Raw genomic sequence first — 12,795 nt, forward strand, 5'->3', positions numbered from 1 at the left:
TGCCGGCCCGACAGGAGACATCGAATGAGAACCGGAAGCATCGAAATGAGTAGTAGTCCTGCATTCGTGCAGGCACCCGTGCGGGCCCGGGCCGGGCTTGCCCGCGCACGCCGGCGCCAGGCGTGGCTGCTGGTGGCGCCCGCGTTGCTCGCGCTGGCGGCCATTGCCGGCTGGCCGCTGCTGCGCACGGCGTGGTTCAGCCTGACCGACGCTCAACTGTCCGACCTGTCGCAGCGTCATTTCGTCGGCCTCGACAACTATCTCGGCGCAGCGGGCGTGCTGCGCGACCCGGCGTGGTGGCAGGCCGTCGGCAATACCGTGCTGTTCGCCGTCGTGTCGGTGGTGCTCGAGACGGCCACCGGCCTCGGCGTCGCGCTGCTGCTGGACGTGCCGTCGCGGCTGCGGACGCTGCTGCGCGCGGCCGTGCTCGTGCCGTGGGCGATCCCGACCGTCGTGTCGGCGAAGATCTGGAGCTGGATGCTCAACGACCAATTCGGGATCGTCAACGCGATGCTGATGTCGATCGGCGCGATCCATGAGCCGCTCGCGTTTACCGCCGATGCGCACCTCGTCTTCCCGGCCATCGTGCTCGTCGACGTGTGGAAGACCACGCCGTTCATGGCGCTGCTGATGCTCGCGGCGCTGCAGACCGTGCCGCGCGATTGCTACGAGGCCGCGCGGGTCGACGGCGTGCCGCGCTGGCGCGTGTTCCGCTCGGTGACGCTGCCGCTGATCCTGCCGGGCGTGCTGGTCGCGATGATCTTCCGCTCGCTCGATGCGTTGCGCGTGTTCGACCTGATCTATGTGATGACGTCGAACAGCCGGATCACGAAAAGCATGTCGATCTACGTGCGCGAACAGCTGATCGATTTCCAGCAGGTCGGGTTCGGTTCGGCGTCGGCGATGCTGCTGTTCGTCACGATCGTGCTGTTCACCATCGGCTACATGGCGCTCAGCCGCCGCCGGATGCAGGAGGCCTGACATGAAGAAGCATCCGCTCGATATCGCGATTTACTGGCTGCTGTCGGCGCTCGTGCTGGTGATCGCGCTGTTCCCGTTCGTCTACATGATCGGTACGTCGATCAAACATGGCGATGCGCTGTTCGACACGTCGCTGTTCCCGGCGAGCCCGTCGCTCGACAACTACCGCCAGCTGTTTCGCGACCAGCCGTTCGGCGCGTACCTGCTGAATTCGGCGCTCGTCGCGGGCGGGGCGGTTGCGCTGTCGCTCGCCGTGTCGGTGCTCGCCGCGTATGCGCTCGGCCGCGTGTCGTTCCGCGGCCGCGGGGTGCTGATGATGTGCATTCTCGGCGTGTCGATGTTTCCGCAGGTCGCGATCCTGTCGGGCCTGTTCGAGCTGGTCCGCTCGCTCGGCCTGTACGATCACCTCGGCGCGCTCGTGCTGTCCGACCTGATCTTCACGCTGCCGTTCACGATCTGGATTCTGGTCACGTTCATGCGCGAGTTGCCGCGCGAGCTGGAGGAAGCGGCGCTCGTCGACGGCGTCGGCGTGTTCACGCTGATCTTCCGGATCTTCATGCCGCTGCTGCGGCCGGCGCTGGCCGCAACGTCGCTGCTCGCGTTCGTGTCGGCCTGGAACGAGTTCCTGTTCGCGCTGACCTTCATGATCTCGTCGAGCCAGCGCACGGTACCCGTCGCGATCACGATGATCTCGGGCGCGAGCAGCTACGAGTTGCCGTGGGGAACCATCATGGCCGCGTCGGTCATCGTCACCGTGCCGCTCGTGCTGCTGGTGCTGGTGTTTCAGCGGCAAATCGTCTCCGGCCTGACCGCCGGTGCGGTCAAGGGTTGAGTCGTCAGGATCAGGAGAGCAAGCATGAGTCAGATCAAGTTGAGTGGTCTTCGCAAGCAGTTCGGCACGACCCCCATCCTCAGCGACGTGAATCTCACGGTCGAGCAGGGCGAGTTCTGCGTCTTCATCGGCCCGTCGGGCTGCGGCAAGTCGACGTTGCTGCGGATCGTCGCGGGCCTCGAGGAACAGAGCGCGGGCGACGTATGGATCGACGGCCGCTGCGTCAACACGTTTGCGCCCGCGCAGCGCGACATCGCGATGGTGTTCCAGAGCTATGCGCTTTATCCGCACATGTCCGTCTACGAAAACATGGCGTTCGGCCTGCGTCATCTGCGCTTGCCGAAGGACGAGATCGACCGGCGGGTGCGGCTCGCGTCCGAGTCGCTGCGCCTCGGCGAGCTGCTCGAACGCAAGCCCGGCGCACTGTCCGGCGGCCAGCGGCAGCGCGTCGCGATCGGCCGCGCGATCGTGCGCAAGCCGAAAGTGTTCCTGTTCGACGAGCCGCTGTCGAACCTCGACGCCGCGCTGCGCGTGAAGACGCGCGTCGAGATCGCGAAGCTGCACCGCGGCCTCGACAGCACCAGCATGATCTACGTGACGCACGACCAGGTCGAGGCGATGACGCTCGCCGACAAGATCGTGCTGCTGCGGCCGCTCGAAGGGCGCAGCGGGATCGCCAGCGTCGCGCAGATCGGCACGCCGCTCGACCTGTATCACCGTCCGGCGAGCCAGTTCGTCGCTGGTTTCATCGGCTCGCCCGCGATGAACTTCCTGCCGGCGGCCGTCGCGTCGGCCGGCGCGGGCGAGGTTCGCGCGCTGGCCCGCGAGCACGGGTTGACGGCGAACGTGTCCGGCGACGGCCTCGAGACGGGCGCCGGCGTGACCCTCGGCATCCGCCCCGAACACGTGCGGGTCGGGTCCGGCACCGTGACGGGCCAGGTTGCGCACGTCGAGCAGATGGGCGAACACACCTATCTGTATCTCGACACGCCGCTGTGCGACCAGCCGATCGTCGCGAAGACCGATGCCGCCGGTGCGCGGGTCGGCGAGCGCCTGCGCGTCGATCTGCCGGCCGCCGCGTTGCATCTGTTTCATCCGGACGGCCGTGCGGCCGAGCGCATGCTGCGCGACGCCGCGACGCCGGCGCTCGCCACGGCCTGAGCGCGGCGGGCCGGACTAGGGTTTGTTTACATACGGAACGCACATGCGAATGCCCGAAATCGCCCGCAGGGCAAGGAGGAAGGAGCGCCGTTGGGCCGAGCCAAACGAGCGACGCGCGACGCCGCCATGCGGGCGATTTCGGGCATTCCCCTGGAATGATTTTTTTAATTTGGGGTTGCCACGAGAACGGCCGCTCGCCGCGTTGCGCTCCTTGGCGATAGTCCAGTATTCGCGGCGTCGCGCGCCTCGCGAGCGGCCGTTCTCGTGGCAACGCATGCGCGTTCCGTATGTAAACAGACCCTAAAGCTTTCAGGCGGCCGGGGCGCATGGCCGCTGTCGAATTGGCGCCAAATCATCGATAAAGGATAGTCATGCTAAACAAGAAGCTTTCAGTGATCGTATGGAACGAGTTCGAGCACGAACGGGAAAACGCGGGCGTGCGCGCGATCTATCCCGACGGCCTGCACCAGGTGATCGCCGCCGCGCTCGCCGAGACGCCGGCGCTCGGCCACGGTGCGCTGCCGCTCGAGATCGGCACCGCGACGCTCGACCAGCCCGAGCACGGCCTCAGCGAAGCGCGGCTCGCCGCGTGCGACGTGCTGATCTGGTGGGGGCACAAGGCGCACGCGAAGGTCTCCGACGAGATCGTCGAGCGCGTGCAACGCCGCGTGCTCGAAGGGATGGGCCTGATCGTGCTGCATTCCGGGCACTTCTCGAAGATCTTCCGCCGCCTGCTCGGCACGAACTGTTCGCTGAAGTGGCGCGAGGCGGCCGAGAAGGAACGGCTGTGGGTCGTCGAACCGTCGCATCCGATCGCGGCCGGGCTCGGCGAGTACTTCGAGCTGCAGCACGAGGAAATGTACGGCGAGCGTTTCGACATCCCGCAGCCGGACAGCACCGTGTTCATCTCGTGGTTCGAGGGCGGCGAGGTGTTCCGTTCGGGATGCTGCTGGGAGCGCGGTCACGGCCGGATCTTCTATTTCCGACCCGGGCACGAAGCCTACCCGACCTATCACGACCGCAACGTGCAGCGCGTGATCGCGAACGCGGTGCAGTGGGCCGCGCCGCGCGTGAACCTCGCCGACCGCTGCCCGAACTCGCCGCCGCTCGAGAAGCTCAGCGAGAAGAGCGGGCAATTCGCGCACGTCGGTATCCAGCAAACCGCCGGAGACCTCGCATGAACGACGACTACAAGGTGGAACTGCCGGAAGCGGCGGCGATTGCACGCGGCCGTCGCCTGCGCGTGGGCGTGATCGGGCTCGGGATCGGCCGCAAGCATATCGAAGGCTGGCGCGAGCATCCGGATGTCGACGTGGTCGCGATTGCCGACCCCGATGCGAAGCGGCTCGCGAAGGTCGGCGACGTGTTCGGCATCGATGCGCGCTACGCGTCGGCCGACGCGATGTTCGCGGCGGAGAAACTGGACGTCGTCAGCGTGTGCACGCCGAACAAGTTCCATCGCGAGCTGACGCTCGCCGCGTTCGACGCCGGCTGCCACGTGCTGTGCGAGAAACCGATGGCGATGAACGCGGACGAGGGGCGTGAAATGCTGATCGCCGCGCACCGCGCCGGCAAGCGGCTGATGATCAATTTCTCGTACCGCTTCAGCGCACAGTCGCGCGCGCTGAAGGCGCAGGTCGAGAGCGGCCTGTTCGGCGATTTCTATTTCGGGCGCACGGTCTGGCATCGCCGGCGCGGGATGCCCGGTTTCGGCGGGTGGTTCGGCACGAAGGCGCTGGCGGGCGGCGGGCCGCTGATCGATCTCGGCGTGCATCGTCTCGATCTCGCGCTGTGGCTGATGGGTTATCCGAAACCCGTGTGGGTGATGGGCAGCACCTACGATCCGATCGCGCGCGAGCTGGCGGCGCGTGCGGGCAAGACGTTCGACGTCGAGGATCTCGCCGCCGCGATGATCCGCTTCGACAACGGCGCGACGCTCGCGCTCGAGGCATCGTGGGCAACCAACATCCAGGAAGCGGAGCTGATGGAAACCCGCCTGCTCGGCACGCGTGCGGGGCTGCTGCAGAAGAACCTGAACGAGGGCTACACGTTCGATGCGCACGTGTTCATCGAGCAGAGCGGTGCGCAGTTCGACATGCGCCTGAATCCGCCCGCGGAAGGCGCGCATTCCGCGATGTACGACTACGCGGAAGCGATTCTTTGCGACGTCCCGCATCCCGCCCCCGGTGAGGAAGGGCTGATCGTGATGGAGATTCTCGACGCGATCTATGCGAGCGCGGCCGCGGGCGAGCCGATCCGCATTCACGCGCCGGCGCAGGCGGCCGCCGATGCGCCGCCAGTGCTCGATCTCGACGTCGCGGGCTGAAGTCGAGCACCGATTTCGTACCGGGCCGGCGCGCGGATCGTCCACCACGCCGGCCCGTCGGCAACATGACGGACGACGCAGCACACACACCTATTCGATGACGCCGCGCATCGCACGCGACGCACAGACAACGTTTGGAGACACGTTCATGATCGACGAAGCAGGCTGCGCCGCACGCGGCCCCGCACGCACCCCGTTCAGGCTCACGCGGCTCGCCGCCGCATTCTCGCTGGCGGTCGCATCGGCCGCGCTGCACGCGGCGCCGGATCCGGCGGCGACCATCGCCGCCGACACCGCGCCGGGCGGCCTCTCGCAGGCCACCGGCGTCGTGCCGGCCGACACGAGCCCCGCCAACGTGGCGACGCCGACGCCGTCGTCGGCCTGGAACCAGCTGACGCCGTGGACGCAGTTCCATGGCTACATGCGGGCGGGCGTCGGCACGAGCGACGGTCATTCGCAGGCCTGCTTCCAGTTGCCGGGCGCGCAGAGCAAATACCGGCTCGGCAACGAATGCCAGGTCTACAGCGAGCTGGAGATCGACCAGACGCTGTACAAGTTCTCGAACGGCATGCAGCTGTCGGCGGTGGGGATGGCGAGCCTCGTCAACGATCTCGATCGCGCGCCGACCTTCAATGGCGATCACGGCCGCGTGCGCCTGCCGCAATCGTATGTGCAGCTCACGAACTTTCCGGGGCTCGACGACATGCGGATCTGGTTCGGGCGCATCTACTACCGGCGCAACGACGTCCACATGAACGACTTCTATTACTGGAACCCGAGCGGCCTCGGCGCGGGCATCGAGAACGTGCCGATCGGCGGCGGCCTGAAGCTCAGCTATGCGCTGTTCCGCGAGGACTATATCGACCAGCCCAACTACGCGACGCGCCACGACCTGCAACTGTCGGGCGTGCACCCGAACCCGGGCGGCGAACTGCAGTTCGGGCTGTCGTACATCCCGGCCCGTGCGCCGGTGCTGAACGCGGGCGGCGTGCTGCAGGACGCACACGGCGGCTGGTCGTTCACGGTCCAGCACGTGCAGACCAACCTGCTCGGCGGCAAGAACAAGCTCGCGTTCCAGTACGGCGTCGGTCCGGGCACGGGCCTCGGCTACACGGGCACGCTGACGAACGACAACCGCTACAAGAGTTTCCGCGTGCTCGACGCGTTCGACTGGCAGGCCACGCGCGACTTCAGCGGCCAGGTGGTCGGCATCTACCAGCGCGACATCGCGCCGTCGGGCGGGTCGCAGACCTGGATCTCGATGGGCGTGCGGCCGGTGTACGCGTTCACGCAGCACATCAAGCTGCAGGGCGACCTCGGGCACGACCGCGTGACGCCGTCCGGCGGCCCGACGCGTACGCTGCTGAAGGCGAGCGTCGCGCTGACGCTCGCGATGGACCGCTCGTTCTGGTCGCGACCGGAATTCCGCGTGTTCTACACGTATGCGCGCTGGAACCAGGCTGCGCAGGATGCGGCGGCGCCCGGCGATCCGCTGTCGACGACGGGCATCTTCGGCACGTCGCGCACCGGTTCGACGGTCGGTGCGCAGGTCGAATGGTGGTGGTGAGCGCGATGACGGAACGCTGTACGACGATATCGATGGGGGCCGATGCCGTGCCGTTCTCGCGCATCGTGTTCGGGATGTGGCGGATCGGCGACTGGGCGTTGTCGATCCGCGAGCGACGTGCGCTGATCGAGGCGGCGCTGGAACTCGGCGTGACGAGCTTCGACCATGCGGACATCTACGGCGACTACACGGCCGAGGGCCTGTTCGGCGACGTGCTGGCCGATGCGCCGCACCTGCGCGAACGGATGCAGATCATCACGAAGTGCGGGATCCGGCTCGTGTCCGCGCGCCGGCCCGCGCACGGGATCAAGCATTACGACACGCGCGCCGCGCATGTCGTCGCGTCGGTCGAGCAGTCGCTGCGCGCGCTGCGTACCGACCGGCTCGATCTGCTGCTGCTGCATCGTCCCGACCCGCTGATGGATGCCGACGAAGTCGCCGCGACCTTCGATGCGCTCCGGCGTGACGGCAAGGTGAAGGCGTTCGGGGTATCGAACTTTACGCCGGCGCAGGCAGCGTTGCTGCAGGACCGCATGGCGGCGCACGGCATGTCGCTCGCGACGAACCAGGTCGAATGCTCGCTGCTGCATCTCGCGCCGCTCGACGACGGCACGTTCGACCAGGCACAGCGCTGGCGCTGTCCGCCGATGCTGTGGTCGCCGCTCGCGGGCGGACGGCTGCTGACGGAGGCGTCGCCCGCCGCGACGCGGGTGCGCGAGCGCGCGGCGCGGATCGGCGACGCGCTCGGCGTGCCCGCGACGACGGTGCTGTTCGCGTGGCTGCTCGCGCTGCCGTGCCGGCCGCTGCCGATCGTCGGGTCGAGCCGGATTGCGGCGCTGCGCGAAGCGGTTGCGGCGACCCGCCTCGCGCTCGGGCGGGAGCACTGGTTCGAACTGCTGGACGCGGCGCGCGGCGTGGAGGTGCCATGACCGGCACGCTCGATATGACCGACACGCGATGACGATCCGGGAGAAACGATGAGCGAAGCGACCCTCAACGGCGACCCTGTTGCGCGGTGCGCCGCGCGCGCCGCCGAAACCCGCTTGCTGGCCGACATCGGCGGCACGCATGCGCGCTTCGCGCTGGAGACCGCGCTGGGCGGGATCGGCGACGTGCGTGTCTACCGCTGCGGCGACCATGCAAGCGTTGCCGATGCAATGCGTGCGTTCCTGCGCGACACGGGTGGCGCGCGGGTGCGGGATGCGGCGATCGCGATCGCCAACCCCGTGGACGGCGACCTGATCAGCATGACCAATCATGACTGGCGCTTCTCGATCGACGCGACGCGCCGCGCGCTCGGGTTCGACACGCTGCACGTCTTCAACGACTTCGCGGCGCTGGCGATGGCCGTGCCGCATCTGCCCGCGGAGCAACGGCGGCAGGTCGGCGGCGGCGATGTGCAACCCGGCGGCACGATCGGCGTGCTCGGCGCGGGAACGGGGCTGGGCGTCTCGGCGCTCGTGCGCGCCGGCGACGCATGGGTGCCGGTGTCCGGCGAGGGCGGGCATGTGTCGTTTGCGCCCGCCGATGCACGCGAAGCCGACGTGCTGCGCTACGCGCGGGCGCGCTGGCCACACGTGTCGTTCGAGCGGCTGGTCGCGGGCCCCGGTATCGCGGTCATTCACGCGGCGCTCGCCGCGCGCGACGGCGTCGACGCGGCCGGCGTCGATACGGCCGCCATCATCGATCGTGCGCTTGCCGGCGACGCACGCTGCGCGGCGACCCTGGATTGCTTCTGCGGCATGCTCGGCACGTTCGCGGGCAATCTGGCGCTGACGCTCGGCGCGACCGGCGGCATCCATATCGGCGGGGGCGTCGTGCCGCGCCTCGGCGCATGGTTCGATGCGTCGCCGTTTCGAGCCCGCTTCGAGGCGAAGGGCCGCTTTGCCGGTTATCTCGCGAAGATTCCAACCTTCGTGATCACCGCGCCGCATCCGGCCTTCGTCGGCGTGTCGCACCTGCTCGCCCGTGCGTTGGGCGAGGCCGGTTGACGCGTCGCCGCATTGTCTGCCGTCCGTAGGCATCCTGAAAGAAAGCGGCCGATTTCCGGCACGGCGTCATGGAATACGCCGACTGGAAGTCGTCCCGGAACTCATTTATTTTTAAATGCAGTGGCGCGGACGCGTCGCGTGTTCCGGAGGGATCATGGCCGCACTCCAGAAGGTCTGGCAGACGCTCGTCGGCAAGCCGCTCGACCCGCTCGATCCGCGCACGCGGCACGCGATCGCCGTGACGCCGCTGCTGGCCTGGGTCGGGCTCGGCGCCGACGGCCTGTCGTCGTCGTGCTACGGCCCGGAGGAGGCGTTCCTCGCGCTGGCGCACCATACCCCGCTCGCGCTGTTCCTCGCACTCGCGACGGCGGCCACCGTGTTCATCATCGCGCTCGGCTACAACCAGGTGATCGAGCTGTTCCCGACGGGCGGCGGCGGCTACCGCGTCGCGACGTCGCTGCTCGGGTCGAAGCCGGGGCTCGTGTCGGGCGCGGCGCTGCTGGTCGACTACGTGCTGACCGTCGCGACGTCGCTCGCGAGCGGCGTCGACGCGTTCTTCAGCCTGCTGCCGGTGAGCGCGCAGGCGTTCAAGCTCACCACCGAGATCGTGCTGATCCTGCTGATGACGGGGCTCAATTTCCGCGGGATGCGCGAATCGATCATGGTGCTGCTGCCGATCTTCATCGGCTTCGTGATCCTGCACTTCGGGCTGATCGTGTACGGCGTCGCGGTGCACGGCGGCAACCTCGCGATGATCGTGCCCGATGCCGTGCACGAGGCGCACGGGATGTCGCAGTCGCTCGGCGTATTCGTGATGCTCGCGCTGCTGATGCGCGCGTTCTCGCTCGGCGGCGGCACCTATACGGGCCTCGAGGCCGTGTCGAACAACGTGAACATGCTTGCCGATCCGCGCGTGCCGAACGGCAAGGTGACGATGTGGTACATGTCGACCTCGCTCGCGTTCACGGCCGGCGGCATCATCCTGCTGTACATGCTGTGGCACGCGCGGCCCGTCGAAGGCGAGACGCTCAACGCGGTCGTGTTCGGCAGCGTGATCGACCATCTCGGGCTCGGCTCGGCGTTCGCGCGCCACGCGTTGCTCGCGGCCGTGCTCGCGTTCGAGGCCGGGCTGCTGCTGGTCGGCGCGCAGACGGGCTTCCTCGACGGCCCGGCCGTGCTGTCGAACATGGCGTCGGATTCGTGGGTGCCGCGCCATTTCCGCGACCTGTCGACGCGCCTCGTGCGGCAGAACGGCATCATCGTCGTCGGGCTGTCGAGCCTGCTGATCCTGTTGTGGACGCACGGCAACGTCGACGTGCTCGTCGTGCTGTACAGCATCAACGTGTTCCTCACGTTCAGCCTGTCGCTGCTCGGGCTGTGCACGTACTGGTGGCGCCATCGCAGCGAGCCGGGCTGGCTCAAGCACTTCTTCCTGTCGGCGCTCGGGCTGAGCGTGACGGCGACCGTGCTCGTCATCACGCTGATCGAGAAGTTCACGGCGGGCGGCTGGCTCACGGTGCTCGTGACGAGCGCGGTGATCGCGCTGTGCTTCATGATCAACCGCCACTACGCGTATACGCGCGCACAGCTCGCCAAGGAGGACGAACTGTTCTCGGGCAAGGCGCCCGAAGTCGACGAGACGGCCGCGCCGGGCAAGCCCGATCCGTCGCAACCGACGGCCGTGCTGCTGGTCGGCAAGCATCGCGGCGCGAGCATGCACGCGCTGCTGTGGGTCAACCGGCTGTTTCCCGGACACTTCCGCAACGTGATCTTCCTCGCGGTGGGCGAAGTCGATGCGAAGGCGTACGACGGGCCCGAACATCTCGAACGGCTGCGTCGCTCGATCACCGAAGCGCTCGACTACTATGTCGCGCACTGCCGTCGCAGCGGCATCGCGGCCGACTACCGGATCGCGTTCGGCACGAACCCCGTCGTCGAATTCATGAACCTCGCGTCGTCGACGCTCGACGCGTACCCGAACGCCGTGTGCTTCGCGAGCAAGCTGATCTTCCGTCGCGTGAATTTCCTCACGGCCTGGCTGCACAACCAGACGCCGGTCGAGTTGCAGGCGCGCCTGCACGTCGAGGGCAAGCAGATGGTGCTGCTGCCGATGAACGTCGGTTAGCGAAGCGCACGGAAGGCGCTCGCACAAGCGTGAAAACGATTCAACATGACGCGATGCGTCAGAACGTTCGGTATACGAAAACAATTGCCCGTTTTTTCGGAAAGATTTGATAAGATGCGCGCGCTTCGTCGCCATCAACAGAACGACAAATCCTTTCCGAGGGGCTCAATGAAGAACGCAGTATCGTCCGTATTCCGTGTCGCGCGCCGTGGCCGCCACGCGCTGTTCGCCGCCGCGCTGCTGTCGCTTTCGTCGCTGGCGAGCGCTGGCGGCGATAAGCCGGGTGCGAAAGATCATCCGCTGCTCACGCGTTTCGCAGGCGCGACCATCACCGCGTATTCGCAGACGCCCTTCGACGAGGCGTTCCTGCCGAACCAGCCGATCGACGACGAGAAGACCGCCAAGGGCCTGAATCTCGAAGGCAAGGTCACGCGGATCTCATACGCGATCGGCGCGGGCCGGTCGACGCTGGAAGTCGAGCGCAACTACCTCGACGCGCTGCAGAATGGCGGCTTCCAGATCCTGTTCCGCTGCACGGCGGAGCAATGCGGCAAGGGCGGCGGTGGGGAGCTCCAGAGCATCGTGATCAATTCCGGCCGGATGCGGCAGGCGGGCGGCGGCGACGCGAACTTCGGCGGCAAGCACCGCACGATCCTCGCGAAGCTGCCGCGCCCATCCGGCGATGCGTATGTGTTCCTGCACATCATGGACGATTCGGCGTCGAACAAGCGCGCGCTCGTCTACGAGGAAGTCGTCGAGGTGAAGCCGATGCAGACCGGGCAGGTCAAGGTGATGGATTCGAGCGCGCTGCAGAAAGGGCTCGCGGCGACCGGCAAGGTTGCGCTGTACGGCATCTACTTCGATACCGACAAGGCGCAGGTCAAGCCCGAATCGAAGCCGCAGCTCGACGAGATGGCGAAGCTGCTGACCGGCAACCCGGCGCTGAAAGTGTACATCGTCGGCCATACCGACAATCAAGGCGCGTTCGCGCGCAACGCGGACCTGTCGCAGAAGCGCGCCGAAGCGGTCGCGCAGGCGCTGGCGACGACCTATCGCATCGCGCCGGCGCGCCTCGTCGCGAAGGGCGTCGCGTCGCTGTCGCCGGTCGCGTCCAACGGCGACGACGCCGGCCGCGCGCAGAACCGCCGCGTCGAGCTCGTCCAGCAGTAACCGTTCTTCGATCCTGCACCGGCGGTCGCATGTGCCGCCGCGTGTCCTATCGCCGCTTCGAAACCATGAAACTCCTGATCGCCTCCGTGCTCGCCGGCTTCGCCGTGTCGTCCATCGCCCAGACCGTGTCGCCCGGCATGTGGCACGACGAAACCGCCTACACGTTGAACGGCAAGCCGCTGCCGACCACGCAGGCGCCCGACGAGTGCCTGGCGGAGGCGGACGCGAAGAACATCCGCAAGACGATGGAATACCGGATGAAGCGCGACAACATTCATTGCACGATCACGAACTGGGACTATGCGGGCTCGGCGCTGCAGGTCGGGCTGTCGTGCGCGAACGCGCAGGGCCGCGGCACGGCGAAGGTGACCGGCACGGTCACGCCGACGAGCTACGACCTGAAGGGGCAGGGCGGCGGGCAGACCGCGCAGGGCGGCCCCTATACGATGGCGTGGAGCTGGCGCGGCAAGCGGGTCGGCGACTGCCGATAGCGTATCGGGCTAGGGCCTGTTCCCGCTAATAACGGGCTTGCGCTGGCCGCCAGAAGGGCCGAGCGCGAGGAATGCGACGCAGCGAATACTGGACGTATTCGCAAGGAGCATGACGCGGCGATCGGCCCTTCTGGCGGCCAGCCCCAAGAAT

General features: G+C 67.5%; 10 protein-coding genes and 1 pseudogene. All 11 read left to right on the plus strand.

Annotated elements, in window-relative coordinates:
* The first annotated feature begins 45 nt into the window (after positions 1-45).
* The 11 genes and pseudogenes from WT26_RS22490 to WT26_RS22545 all read left to right on the plus strand — a co-directional run bounded on the left by WT26_RS22490 (position 46) and on the right by WT26_RS22545 (position 12,644).
* Positions 46-981 carry a carbohydrate ABC transporter permease gene (locus WT26_RS22490; protein WP_069273984.1) on the plus strand — a complete coding sequence of 312 codons (936 nt, stop codon included), beginning with the start codon at positions 46-48 and terminating at the stop codon, positions 979-981.
* Position 982: 1 nt separating this feature from the next.
* Positions 983-1,813 carry a carbohydrate ABC transporter permease gene (locus WT26_RS22495; protein ID WP_059521727.1) on the plus strand — a complete coding sequence of 277 codons (831 nt, stop codon included), beginning with the start codon at positions 983-985 and terminating at the stop codon, positions 1,811-1,813.
* A 24-nt stretch (positions 1,814-1,837) separates the two neighbouring features.
* Positions 1,838-2,974, plus strand: coding sequence for an ABC transporter ATP-binding protein (locus WT26_RS22500; RefSeq protein ID WP_069273985.1), 1,137 nt, complete (start codon positions 1,838-1,840; stop codon positions 2,972-2,974).
* Positions 2,975-3,345: 371 nt separating this feature from the next.
* Positions 3,346-4,155: a ThuA domain-containing protein gene (locus tag WT26_RS22505; protein ID WP_059521725.1), complete on the plus strand. Its 810-nt coding sequence runs from the start codon at positions 3,346-3,348 to the stop codon at positions 4,153-4,155.
* Positions 4,152-5,300 (plus strand): Gfo/Idh/MocA family protein, encoded by a 1,149-nt coding sequence (locus tag WT26_RS22510; RefSeq protein ID WP_069273986.1) that lies wholly within the window; start codon positions 4,152-4,154, stop codon positions 5,298-5,300. The genes WT26_RS22505 and WT26_RS22510 overlap by 4 nt, the downstream gene beginning before the upstream one ends.
* Before the next feature lie 148 nt (positions 5,301-5,448).
* A complete protein-coding gene (locus tag WT26_RS22520) occupies positions 5,449-6,867 on the plus strand; it encodes a maltoporin (RefSeq protein ID WP_196485564.1) in 1,419 nt (472 codons plus the stop codon).
* The gene (locus tag WT26_RS22525) at positions 6,855-7,796 is read left to right on the plus strand and encodes an aldo/keto reductase (protein WP_059667024.1); all 942 of its coding nucleotides are present in this window, start codon (positions 6,855-6,857) and stop codon (positions 7,794-7,796) included. Before WT26_RS22520 ends, WT26_RS22525 begins: the two co-directional genes overlap by 13 nt.
* A 48-nt stretch (positions 7,797-7,844) precedes the next feature.
* A pseudogene (locus WT26_RS22530) lies at positions 7,845-8,843 on the plus strand (glucokinase); the annotation flags it as partial.
* A gap of 169 nt (positions 8,844-9,012) precedes the next feature.
* Complete coding sequence (locus WT26_RS22535; protein ID WP_069273989.1) at positions 9,013-10,983, plus strand: APC family permease; 1,971 nt, start codon at positions 9,013-9,015, stop codon at positions 10,981-10,983.
* Positions 10,984-11,151: 168 nt separating this feature from the next.
* Positions 11,152-12,153 (plus strand): OmpA family protein, encoded by a 1,002-nt coding sequence (locus WT26_RS22540; RefSeq protein ID WP_060021232.1) that lies wholly within the window; start codon positions 11,152-11,154, stop codon positions 12,151-12,153.
* A 65-nt stretch (positions 12,154-12,218) separates the two neighbouring features.
* Entirely contained in the window at positions 12,219-12,644 is a 426-nt protein-coding gene (locus WT26_RS22545) for a DUF3617 domain-containing protein (RefSeq protein WP_059958559.1), read from the plus strand.
* The last annotated feature ends 151 nt before the right edge of the window (positions 12,645-12,795 follow it).

Origin of the sequence: Burkholderia cepacia (assembly GCF_001718835.1) — a bacterium.
GTDB lineage: Bacteria > Pseudomonadota > Gammaproteobacteria > Burkholderiales > Burkholderiaceae > Burkholderia > Burkholderia cepacia_F.